Source organism: Pseudomonas sp. Mn2068 (genome assembly GCF_049319725.1).
Classification (GTDB): Bacteria; Pseudomonadota; Gammaproteobacteria; order Pseudomonadales; family Pseudomonadaceae; genus Aquipseudomonas; species Aquipseudomonas gingeri.
Genome location: NZ_JBMOUG010000001.1, coordinates 806,229 through 820,856 on the forward strand (window position 1 = coordinate 806,229; position 14,628 = coordinate 820,856).

The 14,628-nt window shown below is 61.1% G+C and carries 16 protein-coding genes; 11 read left to right on the forward strand and 5 right to left on the reverse strand.

Translation table 11 applies throughout. The features are described from left to right. Together ACL9RJ_RS03420 and ACL9RJ_RS03425 are read right to left on the reverse strand one after the other, a co-directional pair. Entirely contained in the window at positions 1–1,032 is a 1,032-nt protein-coding gene (locus tag ACL9RJ_RS03420; protein WP_103032569.1) for an alpha/beta hydrolase family protein, read from the reverse strand. A gap of 256 nt (positions 1,033–1,288) precedes the next feature. Beyond that, on the reverse strand, positions 1,289–1,900 hold the full coding sequence (locus ACL9RJ_RS03425) for an FMN-dependent NADH-azoreductase (protein WP_017127365.1): 612 nt from the start codon (positions 1,898–1,900) through the stop codon (positions 1,289–1,291). 129 nt (positions 1,901–2,029) lie between these two features. On the opposite strand from ACL9RJ_RS03425, the gene ACL9RJ_RS03430 reads away from it, so the two are divergent. After that, positions 2,030–2,938, forward strand: a complete 909-nt coding sequence (locus tag ACL9RJ_RS03430) for a LysR substrate-binding domain-containing protein (RefSeq protein ID WP_017127366.1) — start codon at positions 2,030–2,032, stop codon at positions 2,936–2,938. Positions 2,939–2,949: 11 nt separating this feature from the next. Beyond that, positions 2,950–3,294 carry an MmcQ/YjbR family DNA-binding protein gene (locus tag ACL9RJ_RS03435; RefSeq protein WP_177082247.1) on the forward strand — a complete coding sequence of 115 codons (345 nt, stop codon included), beginning with the start codon at positions 2,950–2,952 and terminating at the stop codon, positions 3,292–3,294. Between the two features lie 8 nt (positions 3,295–3,302). On the opposite strand, the gene ACL9RJ_RS03440 is transcribed toward ACL9RJ_RS03435, so the two are convergent. Next, the gene (locus ACL9RJ_RS03440) at positions 3,303–3,737 is read right to left on the reverse strand and encodes a DUF1294 domain-containing protein (protein WP_178991744.1); all 435 of its coding nucleotides are present in this window, start codon (positions 3,735–3,737) and stop codon (positions 3,303–3,305) included. Next, positions 3,734–4,561, reverse strand: a complete 828-nt coding sequence (locus tag ACL9RJ_RS03445; protein WP_042935980.1) for an undecaprenyl-diphosphate phosphatase — start codon at positions 4,559–4,561, stop codon at positions 3,734–3,736. The genes ACL9RJ_RS03440 and ACL9RJ_RS03445 overlap by 4 nt, the downstream gene beginning before the upstream one ends. 292 nt (positions 4,562–4,853) lie before the next feature. On the opposite strand from ACL9RJ_RS03445, the gene ACL9RJ_RS03450 reads away from it, so the two are divergent. The 9 genes from ACL9RJ_RS03450 to ACL9RJ_RS03490 all read left to right on the forward strand — a co-directional run bounded on the left by ACL9RJ_RS03450 (position 4,854) and on the right by ACL9RJ_RS03490 (position 13,047). Continuing rightward, a complete protein-coding gene (locus ACL9RJ_RS03450; RefSeq protein WP_017127370.1) occupies positions 4,854–6,488 on the forward strand; it encodes a methyl-accepting chemotaxis protein in 1,635 nt (544 codons plus the stop codon). 154 nt (positions 6,489–6,642) lie between these two features. After that, positions 6,643–7,206 carry a nicotinamide riboside transporter PnuC gene (gene pnuC, locus ACL9RJ_RS03455; protein ID WP_017127371.1) on the forward strand — a complete coding sequence of 188 codons (564 nt, stop codon included), beginning with the start codon at positions 6,643–6,645 and terminating at the stop codon, positions 7,204–7,206. Beyond that, the gene (locus tag ACL9RJ_RS03460) at positions 7,203–7,751 is read left to right on the forward strand and encodes an AAA family ATPase (protein WP_177083177.1); all 549 of its coding nucleotides are present in this window, start codon (positions 7,203–7,205) and stop codon (positions 7,749–7,751) included. Before pnuC ends, ACL9RJ_RS03460 begins: the two co-directional genes overlap by 4 nt. Positions 7,752–8,078: 327 nt before the next feature. Continuing rightward, on the forward strand, positions 8,079–8,525 hold the full coding sequence (locus ACL9RJ_RS03465; protein WP_422764884.1) for a hypothetical protein: 447 nt from the start codon (positions 8,079–8,081) through the stop codon (positions 8,523–8,525). 1 nt (position 8,526) lies between these two features. Next, on the forward strand, positions 8,527–9,102 hold the full coding sequence (locus tag ACL9RJ_RS03470) for a hypothetical protein (protein WP_042935866.1): 576 nt from the start codon (positions 8,527–8,529) through the stop codon (positions 9,100–9,102). Positions 9,103–9,163: 61 nt separating this feature from the next. Continuing rightward, positions 9,164–10,168 carry a heme utilization protein gene (locus tag ACL9RJ_RS03475; protein ID WP_103032568.1) on the forward strand — a complete coding sequence of 335 codons (1,005 nt, stop codon included), beginning with the start codon at positions 9,164–9,166 and terminating at the stop codon, positions 10,166–10,168. A gap of 64 nt (positions 10,169–10,232) precedes the next feature. Beyond that, positions 10,233–10,913 carry a C39 family peptidase gene (locus tag ACL9RJ_RS03480; RefSeq protein ID WP_042935873.1) on the forward strand — a complete coding sequence of 227 codons (681 nt, stop codon included), beginning with the start codon at positions 10,233–10,235 and terminating at the stop codon, positions 10,911–10,913. Positions 10,914–10,955: 42 nt separating this feature from the next. Beyond that, positions 10,956–11,705 carry a hypothetical protein gene (locus ACL9RJ_RS03485; RefSeq protein WP_042935875.1) on the forward strand — a complete coding sequence of 250 codons (750 nt, stop codon included), beginning with the start codon at positions 10,956–10,958 and terminating at the stop codon, positions 11,703–11,705. Between the two features lie 49 nt (positions 11,706–11,754). Further along, entirely contained in the window at positions 11,755–13,047 is a 1,293-nt protein-coding gene (locus ACL9RJ_RS03490; RefSeq protein WP_422764885.1) for a hypothetical protein, read from the forward strand. 61 nt (positions 13,048–13,108) lie between these two features. Here the strand turns inward: ACL9RJ_RS03490 and ACL9RJ_RS03495 are convergent, their stop codons facing one another. Further along, on the reverse strand, positions 13,109–14,434 hold the full coding sequence (locus tag ACL9RJ_RS03495; RefSeq protein WP_422764887.1) for a sigma 54-interacting transcriptional regulator: 1,326 nt from the start codon (positions 14,432–14,434) through the stop codon (positions 13,109–13,111). Positions 14,435–14,628 lie beyond the last annotated feature (194 nt).

The following is a 14,628-nucleotide window of genomic DNA, read 5'->3' on the forward strand; positions in this document are numbered from 1 at the left end:
TCACTGGTCGGCGGTCTGCATACCGCCGCGGTTCGGCACGCTGAGGGTCTTGCTGAAGAAGCGTCCGGCCTCGGAGATCAGGTCGCGATGGATATCCACGCGGTTGACCCCTTCCGGATCGGTGCACAGGCCCGGCGTGGCCTTGAGCTGCTCTTCGCTGCAGGGTGCCATGAACACGAAGTGCCCGGCCCCGGCGATCATCTTGAACTGCGGTGCCACCGGCAGCTTGCGCGCCAGGGCCGCGGCATTCTTGTCGGGGAACACCAGCTTGTCGCCGTCGCCGCTGTACATCAGCACCGGCACATGCACATCGGCCAGGGTGTGGCGCCCGAACATCAGCCCCAGGGGCGCCATCAGCATCAATGCATGGACGCGCGGATCGGAAACCGGCTGCAGGTCGTCGCGATCGACGATCAGCTCACCCTTGGTGTTGCAGGCGTCCTTGTCCTCCGGACGCTCCTGGCAATAGCGCCGCAGGCGATCCAGGTTCGGTTGCGCACCGGAAAGAATCAGCGCGGTCTCGCCGCCGGCGGAATAACCGATCACCCCGACCTGCTCCGCCTCGACGTAAGGCGACAGCATCGGGTCGCCGAGGGTGGCGGTGATGGCTTCGGAAATCTGCATCGGCCGACCATAGAGGTTGCTCAAGGTCCCCAGGCGGCTGTGATCCTTGTAGTTGTCGCCCGGATGCAGCACTGCCACGACGATAAAGCCCTTGCGCGCCAGCGAGGTCGCCAGGTCATGCAGGGCCAGCGGCGTACCGGTATTGCCATGGGACAGCATCAGCAGCGGATAGCGGCCGATGGCGATGCGCGAGTCTTCGCTGGCCTGGATGGTGTAGCCGCCGATCTTGCTCGGCTGTTCGCGCCCGGTGGACGGATAGAAGGCAATCGCCTTCATCGGCTGCAGATCCAGCGGATCAAGAAACGTCAGGCGATGGAAACCCACGCTCCAATGAGCCGGGGGGGCTGCCTGCACCGTCATGAGGCTGCCGGACAAACAGATCAGTAACACTGCACAAAGACGCATCATGGGGATGCCCACCTTTGCTGCGTAATTAGCACACCAATTTCTCTGCCATTCCCTGAAACTGAAGCTCCACTTGAGACTTCGACTGACTGTTCGAGGTTTTTCAGAGCGCCTATGCCGAAGAGCAATCATCAGATTGCATAAGTCGCGCCAAACCATGATCACCAGACGCAAAAAACTCCGTACCTGATCATTCACATGATCAGAGTACAGAGTTTAGTGTTTGTTACCGGAAGTTTCTTGCCCGTTTACAAAAGCTTTACGCGGCGGCGAACAACGTGTCGTTGATCAGTGCCTGGGCGTCGCTCATGGCCTTGGCGCGAACCTCTTCACCGTAGCCCAGGCCGTGGGCGCGGACGAATTCGATGTCGGTGATGCCGAGGAAACCGAACAGCACCTTCAGGTAGTCTTCGTGAGCCACACCGGTCGGCTGGCCGACGTGCAGGCCACCGGAAGTCGACACGATCACCAGCTTCTTGCCACCGGCCAGGCCTTCAGGGCCGTTTTCGGTGTAGCGGAAGGTCTTGCCGGCGACGGCGATGCGATCGATCCAGGCCTTGAGCTGGGTCGGGATGGTGAAGTTGTACATCGGCGCGGCGATCACGATGGCGTCGGCGGCGAGGAATTCCTCGATGGTCGAAACGCTGAGCTCGGCTTCATGGCGCTGGGCCGCGTCACGCAGCTCGGCGGCGGTGCCACCAGCGACCAGGGTCAGGCTGGAAAAGTGGCTGATGGCGTCGTTGGCCAGGTCACGGTAAGTCACCACGCTCGAAGGCTCGGCGGCCTGCCACGCTTCAACCACGCGACGGCTCAGCTGGCGCGAGGCCGAGTTGTCACCGAGGATGCTGGAATCGATATGCAAGAGTTTCATGTGGGATCTCCAAGTGAGGATCGCCACCCGGCGATCAAGTTGAGATAATCCTACTTGTGAAACCAATGGCTGATTAGTCGGCTAAAATGCGATAGTTTGTCCCACTCATAGAACAACCGAGTAACGATCATGCAGGACCTCAACGATCTCTACTACTTCGCCAAGGTGGTGGAAGCCGGTGGCTTCGCCGCCGCCGGGCGTTTGCTGGGGATTCCCAAGTCGCGCCTGTCGCGACGCATCGCCGAACTCGAGGACCGTCTCGGCGCACGCCTGCTGCAACGCACCACGCGGCAATTGAAACTGACCGCCGTCGGCGAACGCTACCTGCGCCATTGCCAGGCGATGCTGCTGGAGGCGGAAATGGCCGACGAGGCCGTGGCCAGCATGTCCAGCGAACCCCGCGGGCGGCTGCGGGTATCGTGCCCGGTGGGACTGGCCCAGGAATTCATGCCGTGGGTGATTTCCAGCTTCCTCGCGGCGCACCCGCTGGTCCAGCTGGAAGTGTTGATGGTCAACCGCCGCGTCGACCTGGTCACCGAAGGTATCGATGTGGCCCTGCGGGTCCGCGAACACGGCGACGAAGACCCGTTGCTGGTGACCCGGCGGCTGCGCCAGGCACAGACCTTCATGCTGGCGACACCGGCCTTCCTCCAGGAACACCCGGTCAACAGCCTGGAGGATCTCAAGGACGCGCCGATTCTCGGCGCCCTCGAGGCGGACCGGCTGGTCCACCTGAGCCTGCTGGACGAAGATGGGCACAAACGCGAGTTGAGCCTCGAGGCCCGTCTGGGGGTAGACGACTTTGTCGTGCGCAAGGCCTGCGCACTCGCCGGCCTGGGCTTTACCGTGCTGCCCATGTTGTACTGCGAGGAAGAGCTGGCCAATGGTACGTTTGTGCGGATCCTGCCCCAGTGGTCGTTGCCCGGCGGCTGGTTGCAGGCGGTCTACCCCCATCGACGCGGGGTATTGCCGGCCGTGCGGGCCTGGATCGATCACCTGGCCGAAGTATTCAAAGGATGCGGAGACAAGACCCTGTGAAAGAAGCAACGATGAACGCGGAGGCAGTGGCGCGTTTCTGCCTTGACCTGCCCGGAGCCCGGGAGGACTACAAATGGGGCGGCGTACGGGTGTTTTCCATTGCCGGGACCAAGATGTTCGCGCTGCTCAACCTGAGCGGCGACACCCTGTCATTCAAGGTCGACAAGGATCTGTTCCTCGGCCATATCGACCGTCCGGGCATCCGCCCCGCACCTTATCTGGCCCGTGCCTACTGGATCACCATGACGGCGCCCTACCCCCTGGGCACCGGGGAACTGCAGGAACTGCTCAAGCGCTCCCATCAACTGGTGGTCGGCAAGCTGCCCAAACGCACCCAGGTCGGCCTGCTGCTCTAGGCCTGGCGCTATAGAAAGGACAAGTGGGCCAGGCTGGCGCCAAGAAACAGCTGGTCGATCCAGAACACCTGGTGCAGCAGCACGATGGCCCAGAACACCAGTTGGAAGGACAGCTTGCGGGTCTTGTGCCGGAAAGCCTGCTGGGCGATCAGCGCTCCCGGCCACCCCCCCAGCAACTCGACACCGTGCAGGACCTTCTCCGGCGTGCGCCAGGTGTCGTTGCGCGCCTTGCGCTTATCGCTCCAGTAGAGGAAGAACGCCATCAGGCTCGCGACGCCATAGCCCCACAACGGCCAGGAAACACCACCGGACAGCCACATCTTCAGCGCGCCGAAGCCCGGCAGCACGCAGAGCACCAGCCAGATCGCCCATTTGAGCCTGAGGTGCTGCAGGCGGCCAGCGGACGCCGGGCGGTTGCGTTCCGGGGTCTGCGGGCCGTTCATCCCTTGGTCGACCAGTCGACCCAGCCGAACTGCCAGGTGGCCAGGATCACCAGGCCGAACACGATCCGATACCAGGCGAACGCCGCGTAGCTGTGGCTGGCGATGAATTTCAGCAGGCCACGCACGGCGATCATCGCGAACACGAAGGACGTCACGAAGCCCACGGCGAATACCGGCAGGTCGGCCATCTGGAACTGGTGGCGGAAGCCATAGCCGGAATACACCGCGGCGGCGACCATGGTCGGCATCGCCAGGAAGAACGAGAACTCGGTGGCGGTCTTGCGCGACAGGCCGAACAACAGGCCGCCGATAATCGTCGCACCCGAGCGCGAAGTACCGGGAATCATCGCCAGGCACTGGGCGAAACCGACTTTCAAGGCATCTTTCCAGGTGATTTCATCGACGGTCTCGGCACGCACCACATGCTCCCGGCGCTCGGCCCAGAGAATGACCAGGCCGCCGACCACCAGCGCCGTGGCGACGGTAATCGGGTTGAACAGATAGGTGGCGATGACCTCCTTGAACAGCACCCCGAGAACCACCGCCGGCATGAATGCCACCAGCAGGTTGACGGTGAAGCGTTGTGCCGTGCGCTGGCTCGGCAGATCGCGCACCACGGTGAAAATCTTCTGGCGAAACTCCCAGACCACCGCCAGGATCGCCGCGAGCTGAATAATGATATTGAAGGCAATCGCCCGCTCACCGCCAAAACCGAGCAGATCCGCCACGATGATCTGGTGTCCGGTGCTGGAAATCGGCAGGAATTCGGTCAAGCCCTCGACAATACCCAGTATCAACGCCTGTGCGGCGGTCCAAAGATCCATCATTCCCCCTCAAGGCCCGCCCCTGCGGGTCCTTACAAAAATCGAAAGCCGCGGATCGGCCACTGGCGTCATTCCGCGTCGAGCCTGTCTCACCACCTGTCGCCAAACCGTGAAAAATGCCTGAAAAATCAGACATGAACTCAGGTTTGGCGGTTTCGGGCCGAAATCCTATCAGACATGCCTGTTTGTCGCTGCCCCGATAGTAGCCATAAGCAGGCTGGGCACCGCGGGGAAAACCTGCTGGTATGGACCCCGCGATGACACAACAACAAGAAAAGGGAATGGTGGTCTTATGAAAAGCTTGCGCAGTGTGTCGATCAGTCGACGCTTGTGGCTCATCCTGATTGTGGCGGTGGTGATGCTGCTGACCCTGGGCCTGTTGATGCTCAAGCAGATCCACGACGACCTTTATCACGCCAAGGCGCAGAAGACCCAGCATGTGGTCCAGACCGCCAGCGGGATCCTCGATTATTTCCACGGCCTGGAAACGGCCGGCACCCTGACCCGCGAGGCGGCGCAGAAACAGGCGCTGAGCGCGGTACGGGGGCTGCGTTATGACCAGAATGACTATTTCTGGATCAATGACCTGCGGCCGGTGATGGTCATGCACCCGGCCAATCCCAAGCTCGAAGGCCAGGACCTGTCCGGGATCAAGGACCCCGACGGTTATGCGCTGTTCAACGAGATGGTCATCCTCGCCAAGGCCAAGGGCGCCGGCATGATCGACTATCGCTGGCCGAAACCGGGGGCCAGTGCCCCGGTGGAGAAGACCTCCTACGTGCAGTTGTTCCAGCCCTGGGGCTGGATCATCGGCTCCGGCGTCTATATCGATGACATGCAGGCCGAATTCTACGGCCAGGTCCGCAACGCCTCGCTGATCGGCATCGCTATTGCCGCACTCATGGCCCTGCTGGTGCTGTTGATCGGTCGCAGTATCGTGCGCCCGTTGCAGGAAACCGTGGATGCCATGGCCAATATCGCCAGCGGCGAAAGCGACCTGACCCGCAGCCTCGATACCCACGGCCAGGACGAAGTGACCCAGCTGGCCCGACACTTCAATGCCTTTACCAGCAAGTTGCGCGGCGTCGTCAGCCAGTTGCAGGACTCGGCCGGCGCCCTCGGGCAGTCCTCCAGCGACTTGGGCAACAATGCGGTCCAGGCCCAGGCGCGCAGCCAGCAGCAATCGCAGCAGATGGAGATGGTCGCGACAGCGATCAACGAAGTCACCTATGGCGTCCAGGATGTCGCCAAGAACGCCGAACAGGCCGCCAGCGAAATGCGTGACGCCGAGGCCCAGGCCCGCCAGGGCCAGTTGAATATCGATAACAGCCTGCAACAGATCGATCACCTGTCCGTCACCATCGACCAGGCGGTCGAGGTGATCCGGACCCTCGCCGCCGAGAGCACGCAGATCGGCAGCGTCCTGGAAGTGATCCGCTCCATCGCCGAGCAGACCAATCTGCTGGCGCTGAACGCCGCCATCGAAGCGGCCCGCGCCGGTGAGCAGGGCCGCGGTTTCGCCGTGGTGGCCGACGAAGTACGCCTGCTGGCCCAGCGGACACAGAAGTCCACGGCGGAGATCCAGTCGATGATCGAGCGCCTGCAGAACCACTCCGAAGCGGCGGTCAAGGTGATCGGCGACAGCAGTCGCGCCTCGCAACTGACCATCGAGCAAGCCGGGCTGGCGGGAGAAAGCCTGAACGCCATCGGCCAGGCCCTGCGCAACCTCAACGGCCTCAATGCCTCGATTGCCAGTGCCACCCTGCAGCAGGCCCATGTGGTCGAGGACATCAACCAGAACGTCACCGAGGCCGCGGGACTGTCCCACAGCACAGCGCTGGCCGCCGAACAGTCGAGTGTCGACAGCAGCCAGCTCAAGGCCCTGAGCGAACAGCTCAACGGCCTGCTGAGGCAGTTCCGGATCTGATTCCTCTCGGGCAAGTCCCTGATGGCTTCCGTGCACCTGTACGGAAGCCATCAATCCACTCCCCACTCCCCACTCCCCACGCCACTTCCCACTCCCTTCCCCACGACAGTCTGGTTACAATCCGCCCCCTCTTTTTCGATTCAAAGGAATCCCCATGTCCGGGCTTGAACTGTTTGCCGCCGCGCTCGGCGTGATCGCCGTCTGGCTGACGGTCAAGCAGAACCCCTGGTGCTGGCCGATCGGCCTGGTCATGGTGTTGCTCTACAGCTGGATCTTCTTCGACGTGAAGCTGTATTCGGACATGCTGCTGCAAGTGGTCTACGCGGTGCTGCAGCTCTACGGCTGGTGGCAATGGACCCGTGGTGGCGCGGTCCGCCATGGCCGCCAGGTCAGCACTCTGGGCGTGCAGCCCCTGCTCGCGGGGCTCGCCGCCGGTGCCCTGGGCAGCCTGCTGCTGGGCGCCGCCATGGCCCACTGGACCGACGCCGCGCAACCCTGGCTGGATGCCGCGCTGACCGCCTTCAGCCTGGTGGCACAGCTCTGGATGGCGCAGAAGCGTATCCAGTGCTGGCCACTGTGGATCGCGGTCGATGTGATCTTCGTCGGCCTGTTCATCTATAAGGACCTGTACCTGACCGCCGCGCTCTATGCCCTGTTCACCCTGCTGGCCGTGCAGGGCTGGCGTGAATGGCGGACCGACCCGGCGCTGCGGGCATGAAGGTGGTGGTCCTGGCCGGCCCCGAGTCCAGCGGCAAAAGCTGGCTGTCGGGCGAGTTGCAGGCACGCTTTGGCGGCCTGCTGGTGGGCGAGTACGTGCGTCACTTCATCGACCTGCACCAGCGCGACACCTGCCTGGCCGATATCCCCGAGATCGCTCGCGGACAACTGGACTGGGAAGATGCAGCGCGTGCCCGGCAGCCAGCGCTGCTGATTCTCGACACCCACCTGCTGAGCAATATCCTCTGGAGCCGGGCCTTGTTCGGCGATTGCCCGGCGTGGCTGGAACCGGCCCTGCTGGCCCGGCAGTATGACCTTCATCTGCTGCTCAGCCCCGATGGCGTGGCCTGGACCGACGACGGCCAGCGCTGCCAACCGCGGCTGGACGAACGTCGCGACTTCTTCGCCGCCAGCCTGGCGTGGCTGACAGAACACCAGCAGGCGGTCCGGGTGATCGATGGCGATTGGCAACAGCGACGCCAGCAGGCAATGGCCGCGGTCGAACAGCTCCTGGGAAGCCACGGAAAAACCACGCCGGAAAGCTGAAAAGCCCCTGTTCAGGTAGCCGGGTGTCCGCTCATGTAACACCTCGCCGCGCCGCAAGCGACCAGAATCAACACTTGCGGGCCGGCACCGGATGAACTGTAAAGCGGCTGATACACCTCTCCCCCGGCCCCGGAATACGGGGCTGCGCCCACCTTCCTCGCTCACCCGGCCCTCGACCTGTCTCACCCTTGAAACAGGTCAAGCCATGCCTCGTTCAAGAAACTGCCCAATCCGTTGTTTTATAAATAAAAATAAAAAGCGGCACAGCTTCTGCTCTTTCCTTCACAACGCTGAACAGGGCCAGCGCACTGAAGAAGGAAAGCCACCGTGGGGACTCTTACAACAACAGGTTTTACCCGCACCTTGCTGATCGGCTGCGCTCTCGGTTCGCTGCTCAGCTTCACGGTCCAGGCCGACGGTAATGGCGTGATCGTACTCAACCGTACCGTTCAGCCTCAAAGCTATGGCCGCCCCGCTCTTCAGCCTGATCCCAACCCGACCACCGTCAACGCCAATCCTTCCGGGCGCATCAACTCACTGACCAACAACATGGAACTGAGCGACGGCGATATCGCCGGCATCAGCACCGGCTCCACGGTCACCCGGGTGATCACCATTCATACCAACAACATGCCAGGCCTGAGCAATCCCAACGGCCTGCCCGGCATGACCGCCGGACATGGTGGCGGTAGCGGCGCCAGCATCGCCAATACCGTCAACCGCGGCCTGTCAGCCGGCATGGGCGCACTCAACGCCATCGGCAAGGGGCAATGACATGAATCGTTCAGTACTTTTCCTCGCCATGTTCAGCAGCTTCGCAGCCTTCGCCGACACCAGCATGGCCACCAGCGACAACGCCGTGATCGACAACTCCGGCCAGCAGTACAAGGGCAGCATCATGGTCAACCAGGCCGCCGGCGACCAGCAGCAACAGATCAACAGCCGCGCCATCGCCATTGGCACCAACGCCAGTGCCTCGACCTCCCTGACCCAGAAGATCAACACCGGGGCCAGCACGGCGATCAACGCCAAGGCGGCCATCCAGGGCAACTCTTTCAGCAATGGCACCGGCATGGTGGGCGTCAACCAGTCCGCCGGGGCCAACAACCAGATGATCAACGCCGTGCGCCTCAGCATCAGTGCTGCGCCGCAAAGCGTCGATGACAGCGCTCTGTCGCAACAGAACGTGGCGCTGTTACCAAACTCGGGCTCACCCTCCACCCAAGGCAGTCGCCAGGTCGTTACCAGCGACCAGGCCTTCACCGGCAGCCGGGGTGTGATTCAGGTGAACCAGAGCGCAGGGGTGGGGAACCGCATGGCTAACACCCTCAGTATCCGGGTCGCTGACTGACCCGAGCAGTGCAATTAGAAAGTACCAACACTTAACCAACTAATAAGCACGGAGATACACCATGAAACCTACAATGGCTCTTAAACCACTGGTGTTTGCACTGGCCGCCGTCATGGCAATGGCTGCACAGGCAGGCGGGAACGATAACCACGGCAATGGCCATGGCAACGGTCACGGCAATGGCCATGACCCTAAAGGCCCTGACCTCAGCACCCTGCTGCAAATCACCGCCGGCGCCGGCGCCGCAGTGATCGATACCCAGTACAGCCACAACAACACCGTGAGCAACCAGGGTACCGTCAATAACGGCAGCGTGAACGGCTCGCTGAACAATGACAGCGGCAACATGGGCGCCAACGTTGCAGCCGGCGACGGCAACCAACAAGACAACGCCGCCGCACTGGCCACCGCCGACGAAAGCTTCATCTTCGGCACCGCCGTATCCGCCACCAGCGCGACTCAGACCAACCAGTACAACACTGTTCACAACTACTCCACGCAAAACAATGCGTCGATGAACGGCTCCGGCAACGACGGCTCCGGCAACATCGGGGTCAACGTCGCCGCCGGCAACTTCAACCAACAGAAAAACAACCTGGCCATTGCCGTATCCGGCGGGCGCGTAGCCACCGCCGCCGCCGCGGCCAACCAGACCTCCAACAACCTGAACGTCGACAACAACGGCTTCGTGACCTACAAAAAAGACACCCTTACCGGCACCTTTACCGCAGCTGGTGTCTTCGTTGCCTCGGGTACCGCAACCACCAAAGACGACGACCACCACGGTGGCAACGGCGGTGGCTATGGCCATGACAACAAAGGTGGCAAAGGCGACAAAGGTGACAAGTCCAAATTCGAAGCCGTGGGTGTCTTCGGTCTGGCCGGCGTCACCACCCAGCAAGTGCTGACTCCAGATGGCTGGAAAAACCCAGTGGTCAACAATGCCAGCATGAACAACTCGATGAACCACTTCTCCGGCAACGGCGGCGTGAACATCTCGGCTGGTGTGGGCAACCAACAAAGCAACTCCCTGTCCATTGCTGCCGGTTGCAAAGCCTGCATGTAATCGCGACAGAACTGAGAGCCCCGGAAACGGGGCTCTTTTTTCCGCATCAGAAGGCCTATCGACCATGCGTATTCTTACTCTTGCTCTGATGTTGTGCCTCTGCGGCCTGACCGAAGCCGCCACCATGGCGGTCCCCGGCCTTCCCGGCGCAGGCGTTTTCTACAAGCATGTGCAAAGCATTCGCGAACGGCGCTTTGCCGACCTGGTCGAGCAGAAAACCGATTTCAGCTGCGGCGCCGCCGCACTGGCAACGATCCTGCGTCAGGCCTACTGGATGGACGTCAACGAAGAACAGATCATCAAAGGCATGCTGACCACCTCCGACCAGGAACTGGTCAAGAAGCAAGGGTTCTCCATGCTGGACATGAAGCGCTACGTCGAAAGCATCGGCATGCGCGCCCGCGGCTACCGGATTCCGGCTGACAGCCTGCCGAGCGTGACCATTCCGGTGGTGGTGCTGATGGATATTCGTGGCTACAAGCATTTCGTCGTGATGCAACGCGCGGACAAGGACTGGGTGTACATCGGTGACCCGGTACTCGGCCACAAGCGCTACGCCGCGGCAGACTTCGAAAAGGGCTGGAATGGCATTGTCTTCGCCATCGTCGGCCCGGGTTATGACAAGACCAACGCCTTGTTGGACCCGCCGGCCCCGCTCACGGCGAAAAACAAGCTGGACACCTTCAACCCGGTCAAAGATGCGGAGTTGATGGACTTCGGCTTTATCCAGAGCGATTTCTTCTGAGGTGCAATAACGATAAGGAGCAGGAAGCTCCGGGAGCAACAGATGAAAACTCCACAATGGCTGGTAGTGAGTTGTCTGGCAGTCGCCTGTTTGCCCGCGCACGCGGCGTTACCCTTCAAGCCTGTCGAAATAAAAGATCAGGAACTGTCCGAACTGCGTGGCCGTTATGTCATGCCCGGACGCATCATCAGCTTCGGTATCGTGATGGAAAGCAGTTGGAAGAACGCCAGCGGCGATGTCATTGGCGCAACCACTTCACTGCAGATCCAGCAATCAACGGTCAAACCGCAGTTCTACGTGTCCACCTACAGTATTCAGGGCAATGGCAACGCGCCTACCCAGGGCTCCGGCACGGTGATCGGTGGCGCCGGCCTTAACGCATCCGCCGGTGTAACCCAGGTGGTGCGGGCCGCCGGCGACGGCAACAGTGCCTACAACAACGTGGCAATAAATGTCACGGAGGCCAACCAGGCGCCTGGGAGTAGCCAGCAGTTGGGGCAAGTGTTGACGAGCGGTGGCAGTATCACCGGGACCGGCGCCGCTGGCAGCGTCACCATCTCAGCGCTTTCCACAGGTATCAAGATGGCCATATCAGCCAACAACAACCAGGGCAACTCTTTGCAACAGATCGCCCAGGGCGGTGTGCTGCAATCCACAGCCCTGCTGGGCGGAGGCAACCTGGTCAACAGCATGACCCAGCTCAATGTGGTGCTGCAAAACAACCTGGCGACCGTAGGTGCACTCGACTGCAATCTGACTCAGCTTAAAGGACTACGCAATATGGGATTCTGAACTACGCTCACCCTCGACCATTGGAAGTTAGTAAGGGACGGCTTATTTCATGCGATCGTTTTCTCTGCGCGCAGCAATATGTGTGGGCACATTATTTCCGGCAGCGATGTTGCAAGCAGCGCCCGATGCCGAAGTAGAGGCCTTAAAACAAGAACTTCTGGAGCTGAAACAACGTTACGTTCAACAGCAACAGGCTCTCTCGGTGCTGGAGCAGCGGGTTCGACAGGTTGAAGACCAACCTCCGGCGCCGCAACCCAAGCGTCTGGTCAAGTCCCCGGCGGACTTGAGAAAGGGTCAGGCGGTGGCGGGGGCCAGCGCAAATGCTACGGGAGCAGCAACAGGGGCGTCTTATGGCCAGTCGCTCAAGGATGATTCGGCGCCGGCCCAGAGTGTTTCCGACCTCTATAACGAAGCCAGCGGCTTCTTCGGTAATGGCAAGTTCAGCGTTGAAACCGGTATCACCTATTCACGTTATGACACTCGGCAACTGTTCCTCAACGGCTTCCTGGCCCTCGACTCGATCCTGCTTGGCACCATCAATCTGGATCGGATCAAGGCCGATACCTGGACCATGGATCTGACAGCACGCTACAACCTCGATAACCGTTGGCAGTTTGATATAAACGCCCCATTTGTCTATCGCGAGTCCACTTACCAATCAGGTGGGGGTAATGGCGGCGCGGCGGCCACGACCGTCGAGAAAACAGTAACCCGGGATCCGACGCTGGGCGACGTCAACTTTGGCGTGGCCTACAAGTTCCTCGATGAGTCGGAGAACTGGCCGGACGCTGTCTTTAGCTTGCGGGTCAAGGCTCCGACAGGCAAGGAACCCTATGGCATCAAGTTTCTCACTTCCTCGCAAAGTAACGGCAACCTGACATATCCCGAAAGTCTGCCGACCGGTAACGGCGTCTGGTCGATCACTCCGGGCATATCCCTGGTCAAGACCTTCGATCCGGCCGTGTTGTTCACCACTCTCGCCTATACCCATAACTTCGAAGAGTCGTTCAGCGATATCAGCCCGCAGCAAGGTTCGACGATTCCCGGCAAAGTGTCCTTGGGTGACAGCTACCAGATCGGTGCAGGCATAGCCTTCGCCTTGAACGAAAAAATGAGTATGTCCTTCTCTGTCTCCGACCTGATACAGCGCGAGAGCAAGCTCAAGCAAAGCGGCCAGGGCTGGCAGACCGTTGTCGGCAGCGACGCCAACGCCGGCTACTTCAACGTCGGCATGACCATCGCCGCCACACCGAACCTGACCATCGTGCCGCAACTGTCCCTGGGGATGACGCCCGATGCCCCGGACTTCTCCTTCAGCCTGAAATTCCCCTACTACTTCTAACCTCTCGTCCCATGGAAAAGGCCCCTGTGGGAGGGGGCTTGCCCCCGAAGTTTCTGGAGTTCTACCGGATCTGGTGCTTGTGCAGCAACCGGTAGAAAGTCGGCCGGGAAACCCCCAGCACCCGTGCGGCAACGCTCATATTGTCGCTGTGGCGATTGAGCACATCGCACAAGGCCTGGCGTTCGGCCTGGTAGACATAATCCTCGAGGGTCCCCATCGGCGCGGTCGCGGAAGGCTCGCTGACCAGCCCGAGGTCACGGGCCTCGATCTGCCGTCCCTCGGCCAGCACCAGCCCACGGCGAACCCGGTTGGCCAGTTCACGGACATTGCCCGGCCAGCCGTGACTGCCCATGGCAACCAGGGCTTCCTCGCTGAAACTGCGCGGGCGCCGTCCGGTTTCCTGGCTGTAGAAATGGGAAAAATGGTTGGCCAGCATTCCCACGTCGCCGTGCCGGTCACGCAACGGTGCCGTGACCACCTGTAGCACGTTCAGTCGATAATAGAGGTCTTCGCGAAAACGCCCGGTGCAGATCGCTGCCTCGAGGTCGACGTGGGTGGCCGCCAAGACCCGCACATCCACCGGGATCACCTGGCTGCCACCGACCCGCTCGATATGTTTCTCCTGGAGGAAACGCAGCAGATTGGCCTGCAACTCCAGCGGCAGGTCGCCGATCTCATCAAGAAACAGGGTACCGCCATGGGCCTGCTCGATCCGCCCGACCTTGCGCTGGTGGGCACCGGTAAACGCGCCCTTCTCATGCCCGAACAGCTCGGACTGGATCAGATGCTCGGGAATCGCCCCGCAATTGATCGCCACGAAGGGCTTGGCATGGCGCTGGGACTGGCGGTGCAAGGTGCGGGCGACCAGTTCCTTGCCGGTGCCGCTTTCGCCGCGGATCAATACTGGCGACTCGGTCGGCGCCAGTTTGCCGAGCAACTTTCGCAGTTCGCGGATCGAACGGCTGTCACCCAGCAATTCGTGTTCCGGCTGGTCGACATGAATGGAGCCTTGTCCACGCAGGCGCGCCATGCCGAAGGCGCGACCCAATGTCACCTGTACGCGGGAAACATCGAAGGGCAAAGTATGAAAGTCGAAGAACCACTCGCAGACAAAGTCACCGACATTCTGCAAACGCAGCACTTCCTGGCTGAGTACCGCGATCCATTCGGTGCCGCTGCGACTGATCAGCTCCTTGACCGCCTCGGGGCGTTCCAGGTGAAACGGTTGCAGGCGCAACAGGCCGACATCGCAGGAACGATCGGCGGCAGCCTCGAGATTGCAGCTGTCGACGTCCCAACCGACGCTGCGCAGGCCGGGAAGCAACTGGTGACAGTCGTCACAGGGATCGACGACAAGGAGACGTCTGAGCGGTGCGGCTTCTTGCATGACTGTTCCCTGGCGCCGGAATTATAAAATTTTATTAGAAACAGTAATTTGGCAAACCTGGCTGTAACACTAGCAAGAACTTGACGCAGACTTGTACCGTTTGTTTATAAGGTCGATAACCAACTGCCCATGGCGTACATAACCGGGACAGCGGTTTTGTATCCCCGGCCGCGCAATAGAGCGTTATCGAATTA